The sequence below is a fragment of the Marinicella sediminis genome (assembly GCF_002000055.1).
Classification (GTDB): Bacteria; Pseudomonadota; Gammaproteobacteria; order Xanthomonadales; family Marinicellaceae; genus Marinicella; species Marinicella sediminis.
This window is the reverse complement of sequence record NZ_MVBD01000001.1, coordinates 385,871-407,712: the sequence shown is the minus strand read 5'-3', so window position 1 is coordinate 407,712 and position 21,842 is coordinate 385,871. Positions and strand designations below refer to the sequence as shown.

Sequence of the window (21,842 nt, the reverse complement as noted above, 5' to 3'; positions counted from 1 at the left end):
CCATCATAACGCAGTTTTGCCGATAAAATACCCCCCATGAGCGAACAAAAAATCATCGGTATCGCCGGTAACATCGGCGCCGGAAAGACATCATTGGTGGAATTTCTAAAGAACACCTATCAAATCACCCCGTTTTATGAACCCAATGACAGCAATCCATACCTGGCAGATTTTTATCGTGACATGAAGCAATGGGCCTTTCACTCACAATTGTATTTTCTGGCTTCAAAATTTAAAATTCATCAACAGCTGGAACAAATTCCCGGGGTGGTGGTCCAGGACAGAACTTTGTTTGAAGATGTGGAAATTTTTGCCACCGCCTTGCACCAGATCCGTAAAATCAACCAGCGCGACTGGCAAACCTACCTGAGTTTTTACCAAAGCATTCAGCAGGCCATCAAACCACCTGATCTGATGATTTACCTCAAATGCTCCATCCGCACCACCCGCAAACGAATTAAATTGCGGGGTCGTAAGATGGAACAGGACATGCCGCTGAGTTACCTTAAACGGCTGGAAAAACTCTATCAGAACTGGATTGCCGGTTATGACAAGAGTAAACTGCTGGTCATCGAAACCGATCGGCTGGATTATGTGAATGACCTGATTGATCAAATAGAACTGATGCAAAGCGTGGAAGCTTTGCTGCCCAAAGACCTCAACCGGACCTGATTAACCTTATGAATTCAGTGCTGACTTACCTCAAAGGCATGCTGATGGGCATTGCTGATTTGATCCCCGGTGTTTCAGGAGGAACCATTGCTCTGATCACCGGCATTTATCAACGACTGATCAATGCCATTGCGGCGCTTAACTGGCGGGTGGTTCGGATGTTTTTCCGTGGACGGCTCAAACAAGCCTGGCAAGCCATTGATGGCTGGTTCTTGCTGACTTTGTTTGCCGGTATCCTCACAGCGGTGTTTGTGTTTGCTTCTTTGCTCAGCCATTTACTGAGCCATTATCCGCAACTCACCTGGGCTTTTTTCTTCGGTCTGATCATCAGTGCCGCGGTGCTGATACTGGCCAAAAACCTATCGACACAGCCACTGAATTGGTTGTTTTTGCTGGTTGGCATGTTGCTGGGATATGCGTTGAGCACGCAACATCTGGGCGTCTTACCAGGCGGATTTACTGGCGTCTTCCTGGCGGGCATGATAGCCATCTCAGCGATGATCCTGCCGGGCATCTCGGGATCACTGATCCTCATTTTGCTGGGTAAGTATCAACAAATTCTGGCGGCTGTGGAAGACCGTCAGTGGTTGACCCTACTGACTTTTGCCGCTGGTTGTGTGATTGGCCTGATGGTGTTTTCCCGTTTATTGAAATGGCTGTTGGCGCATTTTTATCAAGCCACAATGTATGTGCTGCCCGGTCTGATGCTGGGCACCTTATTCAAAGTCTGGCCCTGGCAATTGGATGGCGGTAACGTCATGCCCTGGCATCATCCGGAGCCACAATGGTTGATGATGCTGCTCATGATGCTCAGTTCCAGTCTGCTGGTGGTGGTACTGTTTAAACTCGACCGCACACCAGACCACTGACAGCACCCATCAATGACGTTATAATCTGTTCATTTGGATCAGCTGTGAATACATTTTATTGGTACGACCTGGAGACCTTCGGAACGCAAACCAAATACGATCGAATCGCTCAGTTTGCCGGTATTCGAACCGATGAAAACCTACAGCCACTGGGTGAACCAGACATGTTTTATTGTCAACCCACCCTGGATTACCTGCCTGATCCAGGCAGTTGCCTGGTCACCGGCATCACCCCTCAACATTGTCAGCAACATGGTCTGGCTGAACATGCATTTGCCGCCCGCGTCCACCAAATCCTCAGCGAAGAACATACCTGTGGCGTGGGTTATAACAGCATCCGCTTTGATGATGAATGTGTGCGTTCGTTGTTTTACCGCAACCTCTATGATCCTTACCAGCGCGAATACCTCAACGGCAATTCAAGGTGGGACCTGATAGATGTGGTCAGGGCCACCCATGCCCTGCGTCCTGAAGGCATACAATGGCCTTTGCATGACAGCGGCAAACCCAGCTTCAGGCTGGAAGACTTGTCAAAAGCCAATAACCTCACTCACCGTGCTGCACATGATGCACTGTCAGATGTGGAAGCGACCATCGAGCTGGCCAGAATGATCAAACAACAGCAACCTAAACTATTCGAATACGCGCTGAGCCTGCGCAGCAAGGATGCGGTGAGGAACCTGCTCAACTGGCAAGTACCCAGACCCATTGTGCACGTGTCCAGCAAGATACCTGCCGAAAGAGGCTGTCTCAGCCTGATGCTGCCACTGGCCATTCATCCGCACAATAAAAATGGCGTCATCTGTTATGACCTGTTTCATGACCCGGCTGATTTGATCAGCCTTGATGTGGCCGACATCCAGGATCGGCTGTACACCCCACTGGCCGATTTGCCTGAAGGAGTGGAACGGGTCCACCTGAAAACCATTCACCTGAACAAATCGCCATTTGTCGCACCTTTGTCGGTACTCAAAGGCGTTGATCTGGAACGCATTGGCATGGATTATGAACGGTGTAAGACCCATTGGCAAAGCCTGCAGCAGCAAGCTGGCCTGGAGAAAAAAGCATCAGCGGTTTTTGACCAGCCTTTTGATGCCAACAGCGATGATGTTGATGAAATGATTTATGGCGGATTTTTCAGTTTCAAAGAACGTGCCCGTCTTGAGGCCATCCGCCAATTGCCCGGCCAGGACATTCCCTGGCAAGCCGATGATTTTGAAGATCCCAGGGCTGCCACCCTACTTCAACGATACCGGGCCAGAAACTATCCGGAAAGTCTGAGCCCTGAACAACAACAGCAATGGCAGGCTGATGTTGATCACCGGCTGACAGCACGTTTCGGCGAAGACTTTTCGTTGTGGTTTGATCACCTGAATCAATTGCGCGAAACCACTGACCGCCAGGACATCCTCGATCAGGTCGAACAATTTGTGATGGAACAGCAAGGCTGCTTGTAATGATTCAGCAGCAATGGCCTGATTTCACACAGGCGGCATATTGGCCCGGTAGGAACGGCGCACCAATGCCATCAACACACGGATCACCAAATACAGGAAAAAGCCGACTGAGATCGCATAAACACCCCAATGTTCCAGCATTTCAATGGGCTCGCCTGACTCAATCCCGGTGATGTAATCCCACAACATCGGCAATGCTCCGATCATGGTAATTGTCATGGCCACGTAACTGAACATCCGGAGTTTATACATGCGGTCGCGAAACAAGCGCTTCTGAAACAGCCTGACCTGCTCTTCATCCACTTCGGCATTGGGGTCACGGCTGTACTGACATTTGGGACAGACTTTTGCCAATGAAGAAATTTTGGTTCTGCAAGCCGGACAATTGACCAGTGCCATGTTGACTCCTGAAGTTTAAAAATCAAGATTATAGCAATTGTGACATGAATTATTAATCAATAATGTTTATCATAGGCCCATCCGCAGCTATCAGATAAAACATGAAACGCAAAACCAAAATTGTGGCCACCCTCGGCCCAGCCAGTGCTGATCCGGACAACATCAAATCACTGATCAAGGCTGGAGTGAATGTGTTTCGGCTCAATTTTTCGCACGGCAGTGCAGAAGACCACCAGCAACACGTCAGTAACATCCGAACCGTGGCTGCCGAACTGGGTGAGTTGGTCGGCATCCTGCAGGATCTGCAAGGCCCGAAAATCCGGGTAGGCCAGTTCCCCGGCGGACCGGTTATGCTGCGCGATGGCGCAGCATTCAATTTATTTCCTGAAGGCACACATGCCGGTGATGAAACAGGCGTGGGCATCAGCTACCCTAATTTGTACCAGGATGTGCAGTCAGGTGACCGTTTGTTGCTGGATGACGGCAAACTGACCCTGGAAGTGACCGCAGTGGCAGATCAGATCATTCAAACCCGGATTATCCGTGGCGGCCTGTTGAGTGATAAGAAAGGCATCAACGTTCCTGACGCCGATCTGAGTATTGCTGCGGTTACTGAAAAAGACATCGCTGACATTGCCACAGGTGCCAGGCTGGATGTTGACTGGGTGGCTTTGAGTTTTGTGCGCAACAAAGATGATCTGCTGTTGGCCAGAAAGTACCTGGCACAAAACAACTCGACCGCCAAACTGATGGCCAAGATCGAAAAGCCGGGTGCCATCCGTAATTACAAACACATCCTCAAAGCCGCAGATGGCATCATGGTAGCAAGGGGCGACCTGGGCGTCGAATTATCAGCTGAAAAAGTTCCCATGTTACAAAAGCGTCTGATCCGTAAAGCCCGTGAAAAAGGTAAGCCGGTGATTACTGCCACACAGATGTTGGAAACCATGACCGAACACCCCATTCCAACCCGCGCTGAAGCCAATGACGTGGCCAATGCCATTTTTGACGGCACCGACGCAGTGATGCTGTCTGCTGAAACTGCCACCGGAAAACACCCGGTTCAGGCAGTGGCCACCATGGACCGCATTGCCAAAACCGTGGAAAGTGACTCCGATTACAAACGTCGCATGCGCGAACGCAAATTCAAAGCTGAAAAAAACACCCCAGATGCGGTTTCATCAGCGGCCTGTAACATCGCCACCACATTGTCTGCTGCAGTGATGTGCTGTTTTTCAAGTTCCGGAGCGACCGCCCTGAGGGTGGCCAGAAACCGCATACATACAGACATCATCGCGATTTCTCCTTCCATCAAATCCTGTCATCAGTTAACCGTCTCCTGGGGCGTCAACCCCGTACTTAACCACGATGCCACCAGCTCAGATGAAATGGTAGAAATTGCCAGTCAGGTGATCAAGAATCACCACATGGCTAATGCAGGGGATCACTTTGTGGTCACTGCAGGTGTGCCCTTTGGTCAATCAGGCACCACCAATCTGATCCGGGTGGAGACCCTGTGAGCCACAGCCACACTGAATGACGGTTCTTTCACGACCAAATGACATGGATTGGTGATAAACTGTGTTTTTTCACAGGTCTTTTAGCGCCCCATCAGTTGAGCGATCTCACATCATCAGCTACAGCGTGTCAGGTCTCTGTGCTGTTTTAACCCAATCACAATAATTGACTATGTTGAACGAAAATCAGGCCAGCAAATCTCCTGCACAAATGCACAGTGACGTGGAAAGCATTCATGCCATCATTGATCACGTCGGTCAGAAAATTCTCGATAAAGAACAACCCATCAGGATCATATTGGCCGCTTTACTTGCAGATGGCCATGTGTTACTGGAAGACCTTCCAGGTCTGGGTAAAACCACCCTCGCCACTGCCATAGCACAGTCATTCGGGCTGCAATTCAACCGCATTCAGCTGACCTCAGACATGATGCCAAGTGATGTGCTGGGGGTGAGCATTTACGATGCCAAAAGTCAGCAGTTCAGTTACCACAAAGGCCCCATATTCACCCAATTTTTATTGGCTGACGAACTCAACAGAGCCACCCCCAAAACCCAAAGTGCGTTATTGGAGGCGATGGCTGAAAACCAGGTCAGCATGGATGGAAAAACACATGCCCTGGATGACGTGTTTTTTGTGATGGCCACACAAAACCCCATAGACGAAGCAGGCACTTATGCCCTGCCGCAGTCGCAACTGGATCGTTTCCTGGTAAGTTTGTCTCTGGGATACCCCAATCAGCAAAGTGAACGCAGGTTGTATTCCAAAGCGTACCTGCAACAATTCAGAAAACCTGTTGAGGCAATCAGCTCTCCACAGCAACTGCTCGCCTGGCGCGAAAAGATCACTGCAGTCCATGCCAGTGATGAGGTGCTGGACTACTTACAATTACTGGTTCAGAAAACCCGTGATCATGCTGAAATTCTGCATGGCTTGTCACCACGAGCTGGTTTGTCTCTGTTTAAACTCGCCCAAAGCCTCGCCTTTATGGAAGGCCGTGATTTCATCACCCCTGGTGATGTTCAAATGGCATTCTATCCCGTCAGCCGTCACCGTTTGGTGACCCATGACAACCAGTCAGCCGGTGACCTGGTGCATGAAATCATCCATGATACCCCGCATATTTAAACAAAAATTCAACCAGTTCATCAATCGCCGCGGCAGGGAACCCCTGCCCATCACATTTCATTGGCGCAGGATCTACGTGTTACCCAGTAAACCCGGGTTGTTTTTTGCCGCGATTTGGTTTCTGATGATGATGGCCGGCCTGAATTTCAATAACAACATGAGCCTGATGCTGGTATTTTTGTTGTTTGGTCTGGCTCAGGTTTTGCTGCACAAAACATTTTTTAACCTGCGCAACCTGAAACTCACCCACATCAATGCCGAACCGGTGTTTTTGGGTGAGCAGGCCAGGCTGACCATTCAATTGACTTCTGATGATGAAAAATGGCAGATACATGGCGCCATTGGCGAACACAGCACCGTGGTTGATATCACTTCAGGCTCAAGCCGCCTGGCACTGCCCGTTGCCACCACCATACGCGGCTGGCAACCTCTGGAACGTATCAAGCTATTTACCCGCTTTCCGGTAGGCCTGTTCACTGTTTGGGTTTATTGCATTCCCAAAAGCAATTTTCTGGTATACCCCAAACCAGAAAGCCCCTGCCCTCCTTTTCCCAACCACGGTGGCCTGGATGGTGAGCAAACCACCATTTCCAAAGGGGATGAACTGAGCAGCATCAGAGACTACAGGCATGGAGATCCAATTCGCGATATTGCCTGGAAGAAATCGGCACAAACCGAGCAAACTTGGGTCAAAGAGTTTCTTCAGGTTCAGGGCAAACACCTGGTATTTGATTATCAGCAAATGCATGAAGGTAACACTGAATTCAGACTTTCCAGACTGACCGCCTGGATCCTCGCTGCCGAAGACCAACAAGCCCATTACCAACTGCTGTTGCCGGGCTTTGATTCTGGGTTATCCCGTGGGGAAAGCCACAAGCACCTGTGTCTCAGGGCTTTGGCTGAACAACCCAATGGAGGCCTCTCATAGCCAGGGTATATTCACAACTTTCGATCAAACAGCTGTTCTGGATCACCCTGGCCGTGGTGCTGGCGGTCTCTCCTCAGCTGTATCGTTTGCCACTGTGGTTTTTTCCAATGATGGTGATGGTCATTGGCTATCGGTTTTATGCCCAGCTCAATCACCTGCCCAAGGCCTGGAATGCAGTACTGATGTTCATTGCCCTGGCCGCCCTGACACTGGTGATTTACAGCCAGGGTTTCGGGCTATCCAGAGAAATCAGTGTCACCATACTGATCACCATGACGGTTCTGAAGCTGCTTGAGACCTATGTCATGCGCGACGCGCTGCTGGTGGTGATGTTGTGTTATTTTGTGACCATGACCCGGTTTCTGTATTCCCAGGATCTGACCCTGATTTTTTACCTGCTGGGCTCAGCATTTGTCACCACCCATGCCCTGTCGGTGTTGAACCATGAAAAATCCACCCGCTGGGTCGACTGGAAACAAATCAAACAAACCATGGCTTCATTGGGACTGGCTGTTCCGTTCGCGGTGCTGTTTTTTCTGTTTTTTCCAAGACTGGGCTCACCAATCTGGGGTTCTCCAGATATTTTCGGAGAAGGCAAAACCGGCATCAGCGACACCATGAGCCCGGGCTCCATTGTGGAATTGTTCATGGATGATTCGCCGGCATTCAGGGTCACATTTGAAGACAACAAGATACCTGCCAATGAACAACTGTATTGGCGTGGACCGGTGTTATGGAATTTTGATGGCCGTACCTGGAGCCTGCAGCGGCATCGCAACATCAGACCTGCGATCAACAGTTTTGAACAACAGGACGTGGTTCATTACCAGGTTGAGCTGGAAGCCACCGGGCAAAACTACATGTTCGGTCTTGATTACGTCCTCAGTGCACCGTCAACGGCATTTCTGTTGCCTGATTCAATGCTCTACTCGCCCACCAAAATCAATCAACTGAAGCATTATGATGTCAGCTCACTGATGGTTGACCGATTATATGGTAACCTGAGCCCATTTGAAAAAGACCTGTTGCTGGACTTTCCGGCAGACCAGAACTTGCGGACCCAAACCATGATCAGCGAGTGGTTAAATGAAAGCAAACAGGTTGATGACATCATTAACCGGGCATTGCGCTGGTTCAACGAAGACCCCTTTTTCTATTCATACACGCCACCAGCCCTGGAAGGCGATGTTATTGATGCCTTTTTGTTTGACTCCATGCGGGGCTTTTGTGAACACTATGCATCCTCCTTTACCATCATGATGCGCATGGCGGGCATCCCGGCACGGGTGGTTACCGGCTACCAGGGAGGTATAGACAATGGCGGATACCTGCTGGTCAAACAATCAGACGCCCATGCCTGGTCAGAAGTATTCATAGAACAACAACCAGGTAAAGGCTATTGGTTACGGATTGATCCCACCTCGATGGTGGCTCCGGAACGGGTTGAACAGGGTGCCCGGCAAATCATGGACGAAAAGCGCAGTTTTCTGGACTATGAATGGATGATTAACCTCCAGGAAAGCCTCGATAAATACCGTTTTCAATGGAATCAGTGGGTCAGGAATTTCAACACGTCCAAACAAGATGCACTGTTTCGTTCTATTGGCATCAAACACCGTGATGGCAGCTCACTGGCACTGATATTGGCGGGCATTCTCCTCATTACCGGCCTGTTGACCCTGTTGCCATTGTGGTGGTTCCGCAGGCAACGATACCATGCTTTGCAAAAAACCTATCTGAAGCTCACCCGTCTGGTGCGGCGTGATCGTACGTTGTACGCCAGCCGTGAACAGGGCATTGAACATTTTGCCGAACAGATGATACAACAGTATCCGGCCTGCGAACCACACCTCAGACAGTTTGTCAGGCTCTACCTCAATGCCCGTTACAGTCGTCGGGTGAATCAAGAATCATTGATGTCACACCTGAACCGGCAACTGACCAGGATTCGCGAATCCTTGCATCAAAGTAAATCAAAAGTCCGTTGATCACAACACCATTATCGGCGTTATAATGACTGTTTTTTTAGCTGCAGGTAACCATCCATGATGACCCAACGAAAACAACATTTTGCTGTGCTGTCGCTGTTCATCTTTCTTGGTCTGGCGACATTGGGTTGGTTACTGTCTCAGGCCATCATTCAATACAAACAACTGGATCGCAGTGTTACCGTCAAAGGCCTGTCAGAAAGAGAGGTTCCCGCCAATGTGGTGATCTGGCCCATTTCCTACTCCGTTGCCGATAATCAATTGCCTCAGTTGTATGCCTCCATTGAAAACAACAATCAGTTGATCGCCGGTTTCCTTCAGGACAATGCCATTGATGCACAGGCCATCAACTTTGCCCCACCAGCCATCACCGACAAATCTGCTCAAAACTATGGCACCGACAACAATTCAGCTTTCCGCTTTGTGGGTAATCAGACTGTCACCGTTTACTCAACCGAAATAGATACCGTCAGACAGGCCATGACCGCTCTATCGGAGTTGGGCAAACAAGGCATTGTCATCAAAGGCAATGACTATGAAAACCGCACTGAATACCTGTTCACCGGATTGAATGACATCAAACCAGCGATGATTGAAGAGGCCACCCGCAATGCCAGAGAGGTGGCAGAAAAATTTGCTGCCGATTCCAGCAGTACACTGGGCAAAATCAAACTGGCCCGACAAGGTCAGTTCAGCATCACTGACCGCGATCAGAACAATCCACACATCAAAAAAGTCCGGGTGGTATCGACCATTGCTTATTACCTGTCTGACTGACTGCTGACGGCTGATCCCATATGGATGGAACCGGTGCTTGTTTCATTGGCCAGGCTATCTGGCTCCTGCTTGTCAGCATTCATATTTGGTTCATTTAAATTTCCCTATAATTCATCCCTGAACCGCACTGATCAACGGTGTCCGGTTCTGGAAAAAAAACACAACCTTAAAATGGAGTATTCATATGAAAAACAAATGGCTCATGGCCGCTTTACTGGCCGCTGGCACCCCTGTGCTGGCTGAAGAACAGATCAATTACAACTTCCTGGAAATTGGTTACGGATACCTGGATTTATCTGAAGAACATGCCGATGGGTTTTACCTGGATGGCGCTTTCGAACTGACTGACCGTTTCTATCTGGGCGGCTATTATGACAACAAGTCCAATGGTCCTTTTGATTTGGATCGTTACGGCGTGAACTTCGGCTTTCACACCAATGGTACCAACAACACTGATTTTTATTCTGAACTCAGCCTGGGTAGACTGGACCTGCGCTTTGACGACAGCGACATTTATGGACTGAAACTGGGTACCCGTACTGCAGTGAATGAAAAATTTGAGCTGATCACCAAAGCCGGCTACACCCACATTGACAAAGCCAGTGATGGATATTTCACTTTTGGCTTACAAGGCCTGTTCAAATTGAACGAGAACCACGCCATTTCAGCGGAAGCAGAAAGTGACGATGGCGAACTGGGCCTGAGCCTGGGTTTTCGCTTTCAATTCTGAACCGTGTTCCGCACAAGAGCAACCTTTTGAGGTTGCTCTTGATCTGCCCATTTACCGATCAATCAAATTCACCGAGGTGATTCAACCGTTTGCGATTGACTGACAATTGCAACACATCAGGTCTCGAATAATGCCCCACCGGATCAAAATTCTGTCGCTCTTCATAGACCTTGTGGTGCGCAATCTCAGCCACATATAATCCCTCCTCGCCCACTTGTGGTTCAATCACAAATGACCCGTCAGGTGCACACAGACAGCTACCCCCATCGGTGAGATAATCATCAGCACTGTTGGCCATCAGTTGATCATAGCAGGGCAAATCCTCCGGAAAGTCGGCAGGGCGCATCAAGCCGCTGACTGACATCACAAAAGAGCGCCCCTCTTTGGCCATCATCGGCGTTATGTCATGGGTGTTGCGAATGCTGCCGGGCCAGTTGGCCACATGCAAATCTTCACCTTGTGCATACAAAGAAGTCCTTGCCAATGGCATCCAGTTTTCCCAGCAATTCAAACCACCTACCGTGAATGGCCCCAGCCGATGCGTTACCAAACCGTTGCCATCACCCGGGGACCAGGTCAGTCGTTCTTCATAAGTGGGTTGTAGTTTACGGTGTACAGATTTTATGACACCCTGTTCATTGATGTAGACAATCGCACAGTAGAGGCTGTGCCCGCCGCGGTCAACAGGTCTTTCAATGATCCCCAGATAACAGGCCATCTGGTGTTCTTTCAATGCCTTGCAGATGTCATCGAGATCACCCCGTTCAATTTGCACTGCCTGCTGACAATACAAGGCATGCATCTGTTTCTGATCGGCAGCATTGAAGCGTGCACCCTGGGTCAACTCAATCCAGAATGGATAACCCGGCAAAACACCTTCACCAAATGCCACCAGCTGACAACCCTGCCTCCCGGCCTGGTTGATGTATGCAATGATTTTGGCAGTGGTCTGTATGCGGTCCAGCCAAACCGGAGCGATTTGTGCCAACCCGACTTTCAGGGATTCTTTGTTCATTTGTTGTCCAATGTGTTCAATAAAAAATCTGTGCTCAAGGCCAGCAATTGAGTTCTGGCATCATTACCAGTGAATGCATGCCCTTCATTGACCAGCATCACCGCGTTCACATCAAGGCCGGCCAGAAAACCTGTCTGCACCATTCTCATGGTGTGTTCATGACCAACCCTGTTGTCCTTCAGTCCATGGATCAATAACATGGGTTTGGTCAGCCGTTTGGTCAGATAAACCGGTGATTTATTGATCAGTTGTTCCAGTTCTGTGGCGGGATCTCCGACCATTTGTTTCAATCGCTCACGACCCTGCTGATCTTGTTCAGGCATGGCATTGGACAGCAAAAGAGGTAAATCCATGATCCCTGCCCAGGAGACTGCACATTGGTAATACTCAGGATAGAGGACCGTCAGCATCACTGCAGAATAGCCTCCGTAACTGCCTCCCATGGCACATATCCGGTCTTTGTCAATGGGTGCTGTGGCAATGGTTTTCAGCACCACATCATGAATGTCCTGTTCAATCTTTTCACCCCATTGCCGATTGCCGGCCTGCTCAAACTGTTTGCCAAAACCCGCCGAACCTCTGAAATTCACTTTCAACGTGGCCACCCCCTGAGCTGCCAGAAAGTGCTGTACAGAATCATTGTAGGCAAAGTCACGAACCCCGACCGGACCGCCGTGTGGTATCACCACCAAAGGATAAGTCACTCCTGATTGTTGTTTTGGAGTGACCAAATAACCTTCCAGATCAAACCCATCCCCGGAAACGGCCTTAATGAACCGATACTGGCCTTTGGGCAGAGCCTCATATTCGGGGTCCACATCAAACATCCTGGTGAGTTTTTGCTTTTCTTCATCAAAAATAAACCAGGCTCCTTTGTTGGCCGGACCAATCCCATAAATCAACAACTGTTGGGCTTGTGAAATGGTTTGATGAACGAACAGGTTCATCCCGGGCATGGACGCTTCCAGGGCTTTGACCCTGTGGTCCTGTTGATTAAAATACTTCACCCGGTAAAGTCCTTCACGAACATACCGATAGCCCACCAGCTGATCAGTGTCATCATCAAACAACAGTTCCCTGATGGCAAAATCCTGATCCTCATGCAACACACCCTGATGACTCAGGTCTTCGGTCGCGTATTTATGGATCGCAGATTTATCTGTGTAACGGTCGGTGATGACATAGAAATAACTTTCATCGGCAGATAGCCGGCTCAGAAAAAACGGATTGTCCTCTTCCAATATACGACCTATTTTGCGCCACTTTTTTTGTTCTACATCGGCAAGAAACCAGTAGTGAAAGACATATTGCTCATTGTCCTGATCGTAGGTCACGCTGGTTGCGGCTCTGATCTGGTCATCCCCGTCGAACACATAATCAACCACGTTTTCCAGCTTTTTTGTCAGTTTAAAAGGCCGGCGAAAGGATTTTCTGAGGCTTTTTTTATCTTTGATATTCAGTTGATACAACCGACCTGAATAACGACCAGCGCCATTTTGCGCGGTGGCAAAATAAACAGCATTGTCTTGTTTTTTCAACACCGCGATTACTTCTCCTCTGGCCGGAATCCTGAGGTGACTGACGGCAGTCAGCTTCAGCTGGTCATCATGCGTGATGTGAGCCACATGATTTTCCCTTTGTTGCCGGTGGGTAATTGCATAATGGATGGTATCCTCATCAACCCACTGCAATGCACTGAGCGCTGAACCCTCGGGTAATTGTTGCTGATAAACCACCTGAACCTGAAATCCACGGGTGTCTGCCACGGCAATGATGCTTTGTTCATTGATCACGGTTCCAAACAACAGAAAACGGCCCGAACGATTCACTCCGCCATTGAGCTGGTCCGTTGATGACAGGTATTTTCTTAACAAAGGATGGCGCTGTTCTATGGCTGAGGTGTCGGCAGTATCAGTAATCAGTCTGACCCTGGGATGAGCATCATTCAATGGATCAAAATACATCTCTGGCTGATCTTTTTCAAATCGTTCTGCGCGCATACCACTCAGGTGTGAGATATAACGGTCGTTGACCTGGCCCGAGTAGACCAATGGCAACAATTTGACCAGAGCCGCATAATGAGTTTGGAAAAAGGGGTGAATGTATGAGAGTTGGTTCTGTATAGTCACAACAAACCGATGACGATAGCGGTTGATTGGCGTGATATCAATCAGCCAGGTTCCCGGATAATTAACCACGCCAGGCTGAACCGCAAATGAAAAGTCACCCTCATCAAGATACTCATAAACATACCGGTGAATGTTCTTGTCTTTGAGCACGTTGAGGTGGTACTGGCCGGCCTTGAGTTTAACCAGGGCCATGTTTCTGCCAGCTTTGATGTTTTTAAAGCCAATTTTCTGACCCGGTGAACCGTTGGCTTTGAAACTCATTCTGTTGAACTCTTTGACCACATCCAGGGAGATCAACAGATAACCTTCATCGGCAGCCAAGGCTTCATCCGTGCCACTTTCAATAATGATTTTACCGGTGTTGAATTGTGCAGCAAAGAGTAGCTGACAGCACAACAAGCCAGTCACAACAGTCAGGAATTTTACGGTATGCACAACAATAATCGGATTTGCAGGTGGTCAACATTGATTAATATAACAAAAGATGAAAACGAAACCCACAGACATCGACAACTTTCAAAAAACTGATCTTCCCTTGCAGGATTTGGTATCATGGTATTCATCCCCAAAATGGTACATTTTTATGATCAACAAAATAGCCTGCATCCTTTCACTCTGCCTGCTCAGTCACCTGGCTCACGCCGAAACCACAGTGATCTATGCCGGACAATTGCTGGCAGTGCCTGGCGAAACCCCATTGAAGAACCAGACCGTGTTCATCAAAGACGGTGTGATTGAAAAAATCACTGATGGCTTTGTCGAATTCAAACAAGCCGATGACATGAACCTCATTCAATTGCGAGATGCATTTGTGATGCCCGGACTGATGGACATGCACGTTCATCTGCAAGGCGAATTGGGCCCTGACAATGACAAAGACGCATTGAAAATGTCTGCCCAGCTTAAAGGCATGCGCACCGTTCACTTTGGCAGGAAAACCCTGCTGGCCGGCTTCACCACAGTGCGAGATGTGGGTTCTGACTCACAATACATGTATGCTTACCGGGATGCTGTGAATAACGGTTGGGTCAGTGGCCCAAGAGTGATTGCCGCCGGCGGTGTGGGCATCACCGGGGGGCATGCCGATGTCAGTGGCATCAAACCAGAACTGATGGAGTTTTACACCGACAAATCGATTTGTGATGGTCCATACGACTGCCGCCGGGCTGCCAGAGATGCCATCAAATATGGTGCTGACCTGATTAAGATAACCTCCACCGGCGGAGTGATGACCGACCGGGCCACCGGTACTGGTCAACAAATGGAAATGGATGAACTCAAAGAAGTGGTTCGGGCTGCCGAACGGATGGGGAAAAAAGTCGCTTCCCATGCCCATCATGAAGATGGCATCATTGCCGCTCTGGAAGCTGGGGTTCACAGCATTGAGCATGGTACTTACACCGGTAAAGAAGCCATTCGTTTGTTCAAGAAGACCGGTGCGTATCTGGTGCCCACACTGCTGGCCGGAGATACCGTGGTTAAGATCGCTAAAAACACCAATATCCTTCCTCCCGCAGTGGCTGCCAAAGCCATCAAAGTGGGCAGTGACATGCAAGGCAATTTCATCAAAGCATACCGGGCCGGCGTCAACATTGCATTCGGTACCGACAGTGGTATCTCGCAACACGGCACCAATGCCGATGAAGCGGTTCTGATGAGCCAGGCGGGTATGCCCAATGCCGAGATTTTAGTCAGCGCCACCATCAATGCCGCAGACCTGATTGGCATGAGTGACCAACTGGGCACCCTGGAACCCGGCAAACAAGCTGACATCATCGCCATGAAAGTTTCACCCATCAAAGACATCACAGCCCTTAAAAACATCACGTTCGTGATGAAAGGCGGACATGTACACAAGCATCAGTAAAGCACTGTTTTTCTGTTTGCTGTGTGTCGGGCTGACAGCTTGTCAGCCCAAAGGCACCTGGCTTTATCAGGCTGCTGCCGATGAACGTCCGGATTGGGAACACATTGTTGTCATCATTGATTACCTCAATCTCAAAGACGATCTGGATGGCCATTGGGATTTTGCCAGTGAACAACACCAGATGGTTCTCAATCGACTGCTGGCTGAGACCAACCGGACCCTGCAGCAATCAGGCTACCCCAGGGTCAACCGATTCGTGCTCAGCAGTGGCCTGCTATTTGCCCAACCCATGGCAGTGGATCACTACCGCAACAGTGAATTGCAGCATGAACCGCTGTACCCTCCATATTTGTTGGCTGTTGATGGCATGGAGCACATTGCAGTCCATCAGGAAGTGTTGCAACTGCTGGTGAAATATACCGCCCCCAGACGACACCACCCAGAGCAACCAGACAGCCTGCGTGGGATGCATGTCGGGCATCAGTTTGATGCCTTGCAGTTACCTGAAGACCTGGCGGTTTTGTACATACACATCGACCAGTCAGCACCCGGTATCATCAAGCAACTCAGCAGCCTCTTGTTGGCTGCGGCGGTCTCCAGCCAGTCAGATTACACCCAGGTTTATCTGGATGGCGGACAACAAAAACAAGCATCGGCATTTTTGGTGCATGGATCCGGCCAGATTATCTGGAAGAACCATGACATCAACTGGCATCCGGGTCAACCGATTAACCAGCTGCTGATTGACTTCCCGGTCATTCCGGTTCAGCCCGGTTCTGGCAAGGAACGGTATTGACCAATGATGGTCTCTGCGGTCTGAGCGACATCTGAACGGGCTGAGCTGTGTGGCGTGAGGGTTATTCCAGGATGTGTCCAAAACGCATGTCCGGCAGGCAATGGTTCATTGTCAAATACATCCAGTACAGCATGGCTCAGCAATCCCGAATCCAACGCCTGTAACACAGCTTCCTCATGCACATGGGCCCCTCTGGCGACATTGATCAGGGTGGCACCGGTTCGGCACCAGGCCAATGTACGTCGGTTTATGATGTGGCGCGTTTGGGTATTCAATGGCAACAAAACGACCAGATAATCACTGGCTGCGCAGACTCGCTGCAATCCTGATTCACCATGGTAACAAGGGTGAACAGGGTGTTGCTGGCTGCGTGTCCATGCCACCGTATTGAATCCCAGCGCTGCACATTGGTTGGCCACAAAAGCACCCAATTCACCGAGTCCCAGGAAACCGATGGTTGGCATTGGCTGTTCGATTTCCAACACCTTCCAAACAGCGGCCGATTGTTGTGTCCGGTAAGCCGCCACGTGACGGTGCCTGTGAAGCACATGAGTCAGCACATATTGTGCCATGTTCTGCTTCAATACCGGAGTGACAATTCGCCACCGGGGCAGTTCCTGCAGGATGGTGGTATCGGCATCGATGTGATCCATCCCCGCCCCCATGGAAGTGACGGCCTGCAAGTTGTTCATACCCGCAGTAATGCCTGGCGGATGGGCCCAGAGCACAGCCAGTCTTACGGCTTGAGGATCGGTGATGTCAGGAAATACCTGGATGTTGACGTCGGGTAAATGCCGACGCAGATGAGCACACAGGTCATCGGTATTGCGGTCTGTGATGACGACCGCAATACTCATGCTTGTTTGGTCAGAAATTCAAGGTGCTTCAGCGCCCTTTTATAAACGTTTTTCTTGAAGTGAATGACATTCTCAGCCGGATACCAAAAGTTAACCCATCGGTAATCTTCAAATTCCGGCTTGGCGGTTTTATTGAAGTCCACTTTGGATTCATCTTCCAGTAGACGTAGCAAGTAATACACTTGTTTTTGCCCAACAAATGACGGGTCTGAGTCGCGTTTGTGGAATTTCCTGGGTAACTGGTATTTCAACCAGCCTGGGGTGGAACCCAATACATCCACGTGATGAGGTTTCAACCCCACCTCTTCATACAATTCCCTGAACATGGCCTCTTCCGCGGTTTCGTTTTTATTTATACCGCCTTGTGGAAACTGCCAACCATTTCCTCTGGTTCGCTTGGCCCAAAACACCTGACCTTCATTGTCGAGCAAGATGATGCCCACATTGGGCCTGAAACCATCTCGGTCAATCATGATGACATAAAATTTTTAAACTGAGTCTATTGTTTCAAAAAAATGAAAATTGAGCAAGATTTTTAGCACTGCACACCGTGGTTTTTTAATTAGATGAGATGGCAGTTTCTGCGCCATTTACCAGCCGGTAGTTGATTGAATGATCGATTAATCAGTGGTCATCAGTTATCATCATTGTTACAATTCAGCGATGAAATCCAAACGGCCCAAACAAGTTGAATTACCGTTCAAACCCACTGAATTTCAGTTGGATTTGCTGGTAGGAAAAACCCATGAGGCTGAGGATGATCTGCAATTTTTTGCGTCACGCAACTGTCAAATGAAATCCCGCACCACGACCCGGGATGCTTGTGCAGAAAACCCAAAAAAGCCCTGATAAACAGGGCTCGTATAATGGTTCATTGATCCGCTCCGGATCAGAATGCATAACCAAATTCATCCAGGAACCGCTGTCTGAAATCTTTCTTCGAAATGTAATGGTTCTGCGTGCCTGCAGTGGCAATTTTGATGCTTCCCAGCAAAGACGCAATGCGCCCGGTGGTTTGAAAATCCAGGCCATTGGTTAAGCCATAAAGCAGTCCAGCCCGGTATGCATCACCACAGCCGGTAGGATCAACCACCTGTTCAGCCTTGACCACAGGAATGTGATACATGGTGCCATCGGCATAAATCTCAGAACCTTTCTCACCACGGGTAACAACCAGGGCCTCCAGATGAGTGGCAATTTCACGGGCATCCATTCCGGTGCGGTTATGAACCAGCTCATACTCATAATCATTGACCGCCATCCACGTGGCCTGATCAATGAAAGTCTTCAGGTCTTCACCATCAAACAACGGCATGGCCTGACCGGGATCAAACATAAAAGGAATGCCATTTTCGGCAAATTCTTCGGCATGCTGAATCATCCCATCACGTCCATCCGGACCAACAATGCCGATGGCAATGTCTTCATATTGACTGACTTTGTTTTCGTGAGAAAAGTTCATTGCACCAGGGTGAAAAGCCGTGATCTGATTGTTTTTCATGTCAGTGGTGATGTAAGCTTGCGGGGTAAAGTGCCCCTCTTTGGTCATCACTGCTTCCAGCGAAATACCCAGGCTTTTCAGCCTTTGATAATAGACATCAAAATCACTGCCGACCACACCCATCGGTACCGGCTGACCGCCGATCATTTTCAGATTGTAGGCGATGTTTCCGGCCACCCCACCAAACACCCGGCTGAGTGTTGGTACCATGAACGAAATGTTCAGTTTATGAATCTGGTCCGGCAGGATGTGGTTGGCAAATTCATCCTCGAACACCATGATGTTGTCAAAGGCCAACGACCCACAGATTAACGCTCTACTCATTTAAAAATTCCTCTAATAGTTGTTTGGTTTGCACAGGGTTGGCCTGTCCTTTGGTTTGTTTCATGATTTGCCCAACAAAAAAATTAAACATTTTCTCGTTACCACCGCGATAGCTGGCCACCTGATCCGGATTATCCTCAAGCAATTTTTTGATCAGCCCGGTTAAAGCAGATGCATCAGAAATCTGCCCCAGACCCTGATCTTTGATCACCTGCGCAGCGGATTGTCCGGTACCCCACATCTCGTCGAGGACCTGCTTGGCTACTTTTCGGGAAATGGTGCCATCTGCCATGGCATCAAGCAACCCAGCGTAGGCTTCAGGAAGAATACGGCTGTCGGCAATGACCGCGCCCTGCACATTCAATAGAGCACTGAACTCACCGAGTAAAAACTTGGCATTCAGGTCTGCTTTGGCTTGTGAAGCTTGTTGACTGGATTCGAAGAAAGCCGCCATCGCCTGGTCATGAGCAATCAATTCAGCGTCATCTTTTTTCAACCCAAGTTCAGCCACAAACCGGCGCACTTTGGCATCTGGAAATTCTGGCATGCGGGATTTTTGAGCCGAAATCATTTCTGCAGTGATGCGGATTGGTAATTGGTCCGGATCAGGAAAGTAACGATAGTCATTGGCGTTTTCTTTGCTGCGCATCGAGCGGGTCTGATCTTTGTCAGCGTCATATAAACGGGTCTCCTGAGTCACCGTGCCACCTGACTCCAGTATCTGCACCTGTCGCCTGGCTTCATGGTTAATGGCTTTTTCAATGAACCGGAAAGAATTCAGGTTTTTGATTTCCGCCCGGGTTCCCAGTTCAGTCTCACCTGCGCGGCGAACCGATACATTGGCATCACAGCGGAATGACCCTTCCTGCAAATTACCATCACAAATACCGAGGTGAGTCACCCGGGTGTAAATCTCCCGCATATAAGCCACCGCCTCTTTGGCATTGGACATTTGCGGTTCAGACACCACCTCAATCAACGGTGTGCCGGCACGGTTCAGGTCGATGGCTGAGAACTGATCGTATTTGTCATGGATGGACTTACCGGCATCCTCTTCGAGGTGCGCACGAGTGATTTCAATGGTCTTCTCACCGTCTTCAGTGGTGATGACTAAATGACCTTTGCCGACAATCGGGTCATCCATCTGACTGATTTGATATCCTTTGGGCAAATCCGGGTAAAAATAATTTTTACGGGCGAAGACCGTCACATCAGGAATATCTGCATCTACCGACAGGCCAAAACGGATGGCATAATCCAGGGCTTTTTGGTTGATCACGGGTAACGTTCCAGGCAGGCCGGCATCCAGAAAACTTACCTGACTGTTGGGTGAAGCGCCGTAGCTGGCTTTCATGCCGGAAAATAATTTACTGTTGGTATCTAGCCGGACATGAATCTCCAGGCCGATCACCATTTCCCAGTCTGCGCCGATGACACTCATAAAAATGCCTCCGGTACCTGCAGGTGATGCCGGGTTAATTGCTGATACTGGTCTGCCACAGCCAGAATGCTTTGTTCATCATAATACCGGCCAATCAACTGTAAACCAACTGGTAAGCCTGCCGCGTGTCCAATGGGCATGGACAGACAAGGTAAGCCCGCCAGGGAGGCCGGAATGGTGAATTGATCCGCCTGATACATGCTCACGCCATCGGCTTTCTCGCCGTGCTTAAAGGCCAGTTCAGGCGAAACCGGACAGGCCAACACATGACACTGGTCAAAAGCCTGCCGGAAATCATCACTGATCAGCCGGCGGATTTTTTGTGCTTTCAGATAGTAAGCATCGTAGTACCCCGAAGACAACGCCCAGGTACCAATCATGATGCGGCGTTTGACTTCTTCTCCAAACCCTTCACTGCGTGAGCGCCGGTACAGGTCTTCCAGGTTTTGTGCCTGGGCGGTCTGGTGTCCAAATCGCACCCCGTCAAAGCGGGACAGGTTGGAAGAACACTCGGCGGGGGCCAGGACATAATAGGCTGAAACAGCCAAATCTGCATGCGGCAGATGAATATCAATCAGGGATGCACCCTGAGCTTTCAGGGTTTCAATGGCCTGTAGTGTCAGTTGTTTGATCGCTTCATCCTGCAAACCGTCAACCCAATCCTGAATCACACCGACCTTCACTCCGGTCAGGTCTGCTGATTCAGGTTTTTGCCACGCCCACCCTGGTCGCCGGGCCGATGTGGAGTCCAGCGGATCATGGCCACTCATGGCAGACAACACCAAACCACAATCATCGGCAGCAGGGGCCAACACCCCACCCTGATCGAGGGAAGATGCAAATGCCACCATGCCATAGCGGGAGACCCGTCCATAACTGGGCTTGATTCCGGTGATACCGCACAGTGCCGCCGGTTGGCGGATCGAACCACCCGTGTCCGTACCTGTTGCCACCGGTGTCATGCGGGCGGCTACCGCCGCTGCTGAACCCCCGGAAGAACCACCAGGCACGCGACTCAGATCCCAAGGATTGGCCACCGGACCATAGGCTGAATGTTCATTGGAAGACCCCATGGCAAACTCATCCATGTTGGCTTTACCATGGGTGATCATCCCCGCTGCTGACAGGCGACTGACAACGGTTGCATCATAAGGTGGGATAAAGTGTTCCAGCATGTTCGAGCCACAAGTGGTGGTTTGGCCACGGGTACAGAACAAATCTTTGTGAATCAACGGGATACCCGCCAATGGATGCGCGGCTTTTCCCAGTAAATCCTGTGCCTGCATCACTTCCCTGGCACACAATTCTTCATACACTGAAATCAGGGCATTGGTGCGGTCATTGAATTGCCTCGCACGGTCATGGTAAACACCATTGAGCTCTTGCACACTGATTTGTTTGGTGGTCAGCATATCTGCCATCTGACGAATGGATAAATTGATCATA

General features: G+C 49.6%; 20 protein-coding genes. 12 read left to right on the top strand and 8 right to left on the bottom strand.

Going from position 1 to position 21,842, the window contains the following annotated elements:
• The first annotated feature begins 36 nt into the window (after window positions 1-36).
• From B0475_RS01950 to sbcB, 3 genes are read left to right on the top strand one after another with little or no spacing between them, the layout of a single operon-like run.
• Window positions 37-672, top strand: coding sequence for a deoxynucleoside kinase (locus tag B0475_RS01950; RefSeq protein ID WP_077409723.1), 636 nt, complete (start codon window positions 37-39; stop codon window positions 670-672).
• 8 nt (window positions 673-680) lie between these two features.
• Window positions 681-1,541, top strand: coding sequence for a DUF368 domain-containing protein (locus B0475_RS01945; RefSeq protein ID WP_077409722.1), 861 nt, complete (start codon window positions 681-683; stop codon window positions 1,539-1,541).
• A 44-nt stretch (window positions 1,542-1,585) separates the two neighbouring features.
• Entirely contained in the window at window positions 1,586-2,998 is a 1,413-nt protein-coding gene (gene sbcB, locus B0475_RS01940; RefSeq protein WP_077409721.1) for an exodeoxyribonuclease I, read from the top strand.
• Between the two features lie 24 nt (window positions 2,999-3,022).
• Here sbcB and B0475_RS01935 read toward each other — a convergent pair whose 3' ends face one another.
• Window positions 3,023-3,397, bottom strand: a complete 375-nt coding sequence (locus tag B0475_RS01935) for a zinc ribbon domain-containing protein (protein WP_077409720.1) — start codon at window positions 3,395-3,397, stop codon at window positions 3,023-3,025.
• Between the two features lie 101 nt (window positions 3,398-3,498).
• Here B0475_RS01935 and pyk point away from each other — a divergent pair, with 101 nt between their 5' ends.
• The 6 genes from pyk to B0475_RS01905 all read left to right on the top strand — a co-directional run bounded on the left by pyk (window position 3,499) and on the right by B0475_RS01905 (window position 10,466).
• Window positions 3,499-4,917, top strand: coding sequence for a pyruvate kinase (gene pyk, locus B0475_RS01930; RefSeq protein WP_077409719.1), 1,419 nt, complete (start codon window positions 3,499-3,501; stop codon window positions 4,915-4,917).
• A 169-nt stretch (window positions 4,918-5,086) separates the two neighbouring features.
• Complete coding sequence (locus B0475_RS01925) at window positions 5,087-6,043, top strand: AAA family ATPase (RefSeq protein ID WP_077409718.1); 957 nt, start codon at window positions 5,087-5,089, stop codon at window positions 6,041-6,043.
• On the top strand, window positions 6,012-6,971 hold the full coding sequence (locus B0475_RS01920; protein WP_157892631.1) for a DUF58 domain-containing protein: 960 nt from the start codon (window positions 6,012-6,014) through the stop codon (window positions 6,969-6,971). The genes B0475_RS01925 and B0475_RS01920 overlap by 32 nt, the downstream gene beginning before the upstream one ends.
• Window positions 6,968-8,959 (top strand): transglutaminase family protein, encoded by a 1,992-nt coding sequence (locus tag B0475_RS01915; protein WP_332835494.1) that lies wholly within the window; start codon window positions 6,968-6,970, stop codon window positions 8,957-8,959. The genes B0475_RS01920 and B0475_RS01915 overlap by 4 nt, the downstream gene beginning before the upstream one ends.
• 57 nt (window positions 8,960-9,016) lie before the next feature.
• Entirely contained in the window at window positions 9,017-9,736 is a 720-nt protein-coding gene (locus tag B0475_RS01910) for an SIMPL domain-containing protein (RefSeq protein ID WP_077409715.1), read from the top strand.
• A 184-nt stretch (window positions 9,737-9,920) separates the two neighbouring features.
• The gene (locus B0475_RS01905) at window positions 9,921-10,466 is read left to right on the top strand and encodes a hypothetical protein (protein WP_077409714.1); all 546 of its coding nucleotides are present in this window, start codon (window positions 9,921-9,923) and stop codon (window positions 10,464-10,466) included.
• A gap of 58 nt (window positions 10,467-10,524) precedes the next feature.
• On the opposite strand, the gene B0475_RS01900 is transcribed toward B0475_RS01905, so the two are convergent.
• Both B0475_RS01900 and B0475_RS01895 read right to left on the bottom strand, forming a co-directional pair.
• Window positions 10,525-11,481, bottom strand: a complete 957-nt coding sequence (locus B0475_RS01900) for a carbon-nitrogen hydrolase family protein (protein WP_077409713.1) — start codon at window positions 11,479-11,481, stop codon at window positions 10,525-10,527.
• The gene (locus tag B0475_RS01895; protein WP_157892629.1) at window positions 11,478-14,045 is read right to left on the bottom strand and encodes an alpha/beta hydrolase family protein; all 2,568 of its coding nucleotides are present in this window, start codon (window positions 14,043-14,045) and stop codon (window positions 11,478-11,480) included. The genes B0475_RS01900 and B0475_RS01895 overlap by 4 nt, the downstream gene beginning before the upstream one ends.
• A gap of 148 nt (window positions 14,046-14,193) precedes the next feature.
• Between B0475_RS01895 and B0475_RS01890 the strand changes: the two genes are divergently transcribed.
• Window positions 14,194-15,477 carry a metal-dependent hydrolase family protein gene (locus B0475_RS01890; RefSeq protein ID WP_077409867.1) on the top strand — a complete coding sequence of 428 codons (1,284 nt, stop codon included), beginning with the start codon at window positions 14,194-14,196 and terminating at the stop codon, window positions 15,475-15,477.
• Window positions 15,458-16,273 (top strand): hypothetical protein, encoded by an 816-nt coding sequence (locus B0475_RS01885; RefSeq protein ID WP_077409711.1) that lies wholly within the window; start codon window positions 15,458-15,460, stop codon window positions 16,271-16,273. The genes B0475_RS01890 and B0475_RS01885 overlap by 20 nt, the downstream gene beginning before the upstream one ends.
• Here B0475_RS01885 and B0475_RS01880 read toward each other — a convergent pair.
• Window positions 16,243-17,130, bottom strand: coding sequence for a 2-hydroxyacid dehydrogenase (locus B0475_RS01880; RefSeq protein WP_077409710.1), 888 nt, complete (start codon window positions 17,128-17,130; stop codon window positions 16,243-16,245). The two genes, B0475_RS01885 and B0475_RS01880, sit on opposite strands and share 31 nt — an antisense overlap.
• A complete protein-coding gene (locus tag B0475_RS01875) occupies window positions 17,127-17,603 on the bottom strand; it encodes an RNA pyrophosphohydrolase (protein WP_077409709.1) in 477 nt (158 codons plus the stop codon). The genes B0475_RS01880 and B0475_RS01875 overlap by 4 nt, the downstream gene beginning before the upstream one ends.
• Before the next feature lie 190 nt (window positions 17,604-17,793).
• On the opposite strand from B0475_RS01875, the gene B0475_RS01870 reads away from it, so the two are divergent.
• Window positions 17,794-17,979 (top strand): hypothetical protein, encoded by a 186-nt coding sequence (locus tag B0475_RS01870; protein WP_157892628.1) that lies wholly within the window; start codon window positions 17,794-17,796, stop codon window positions 17,977-17,979.
• A 40-nt stretch (window positions 17,980-18,019) separates the two neighbouring features.
• Here the strand turns inward: B0475_RS01870 and B0475_RS01865 are convergent, their stop codons facing one another.
• From B0475_RS01865 to gatA, 3 genes are read right to left on the bottom strand one after another with little or no spacing between them, the layout of a single operon-like run.
• On the bottom strand, window positions 18,020-18,955 hold the full coding sequence (locus tag B0475_RS01865; protein ID WP_077409707.1) for a carbohydrate kinase family protein: 936 nt from the start codon (window positions 18,953-18,955) through the stop codon (window positions 18,020-18,022).
• Complete coding sequence (gene gatB / locus B0475_RS01860; protein WP_077409706.1) at window positions 18,948-20,396, bottom strand: Asp-tRNA(Asn)/Glu-tRNA(Gln) amidotransferase subunit GatB; 1,449 nt, start codon at window positions 20,394-20,396, stop codon at window positions 18,948-18,950. The genes B0475_RS01865 and gatB overlap by 8 nt, the downstream gene beginning before the upstream one ends.
• Window positions 20,393-21,841 carry an Asp-tRNA(Asn)/Glu-tRNA(Gln) amidotransferase subunit GatA gene (gatA, locus tag B0475_RS01855; RefSeq protein ID WP_077409705.1) on the bottom strand — a complete coding sequence of 483 codons (1,449 nt, stop codon included), beginning with the start codon at window positions 21,839-21,841 and terminating at the stop codon, window positions 20,393-20,395. Before gatA ends, gatB begins: the two co-directional genes overlap by 4 nt.
• Window position 21,842: the final 1 nt, after the last annotated feature.

Excerpts from the sequence above, each read along its gene's own strand:
- B0475_RS01950 (WP_077409723.1), top strand. The coding sequence starts at position 37 with ATGAGCGAACAAAAAATCATCGGTATCGCCGGTAACATCGGCGCCGGA.
- B0475_RS01945 (WP_077409722.1), top strand. The coding sequence starts at position 681 with ATGAATTCAGTGCTGACTTACCTCAAAGGCATGCTGATGGGCATTGCT.
- B0475_RS01935 (WP_077409720.1), bottom strand. The coding sequence starts at position 3,397 with ATGGCACTGGTCAATTGTCCGGCTTGCAGAACCAAAATTTCTTCATTG.
- pyk (WP_077409719.1), top strand. The coding sequence starts at position 3,499 with ATGAAACGCAAAACCAAAATTGTGGCCACCCTCGGCCCAGCCAGTGCT.
- B0475_RS01925 (WP_077409718.1), top strand. The coding sequence starts at position 5,087 with ATGTTGAACGAAAATCAGGCCAGCAAATCTCCTGCACAAATGCACAGT.
- B0475_RS01920 (WP_157892631.1), top strand. The coding sequence starts at position 6,012 with ATGAAATCATCCATGATACCCCGCATATTTAAACAAAAATTCAACCAG.
- B0475_RS01910 (WP_077409715.1), top strand. The coding sequence starts at position 9,017 with ATGATGACCCAACGAAAACAACATTTTGCTGTGCTGTCGCTGTTCATC.
- B0475_RS01905 (WP_077409714.1), top strand. The coding sequence starts at position 9,921 with ATGAAAAACAAATGGCTCATGGCCGCTTTACTGGCCGCTGGCACCCCT.
- B0475_RS01900 (WP_077409713.1), bottom strand. The coding sequence starts at position 11,481 with ATGAACAAAGAATCCCTGAAAGTCGGGTTGGCACAAATCGCTCCGGTT.
- B0475_RS01890 (WP_077409867.1), top strand. The coding sequence starts at position 14,194 with ATGATCAACAAAATAGCCTGCATCCTTTCACTCTGCCTGCTCAGTCAC.
- B0475_RS01885 (WP_077409711.1), top strand. The coding sequence starts at position 15,458 with ATGTACACAAGCATCAGTAAAGCACTGTTTTTCTGTTTGCTGTGTGTC.
- B0475_RS01880 (WP_077409710.1), bottom strand. The coding sequence starts at position 17,130 with ATGAGTATTGCGGTCGTCATCACAGACCGCAATACCGATGACCTGTGT.
- B0475_RS01875 (WP_077409709.1), bottom strand. The coding sequence starts at position 17,603 with ATGATTGACCGAGATGGTTTCAGGCCCAATGTGGGCATCATCTTGCTC.
- B0475_RS01870 (WP_157892628.1), top strand. The coding sequence starts at position 17,794 with ATGAAATCCAAACGGCCCAAACAAGTTGAATTACCGTTCAAACCCACT.
- B0475_RS01865 (WP_077409707.1), bottom strand. The coding sequence starts at position 18,955 with ATGAGTAGAGCGTTAATCTGTGGGTCGTTGGCCTTTGACAACATCATG.
- gatB (WP_077409706.1), bottom strand. The coding sequence starts at position 20,396 with ATGAGTGTCATCGGCGCAGACTGGGAAATGGTGATCGGCCTGGAGATT.
- gatA (WP_077409705.1), bottom strand. The coding sequence starts at position 21,841 with ATGATCAATTTATCCATTCGTCAGATGGCAGATATGCTGACCACCAAA.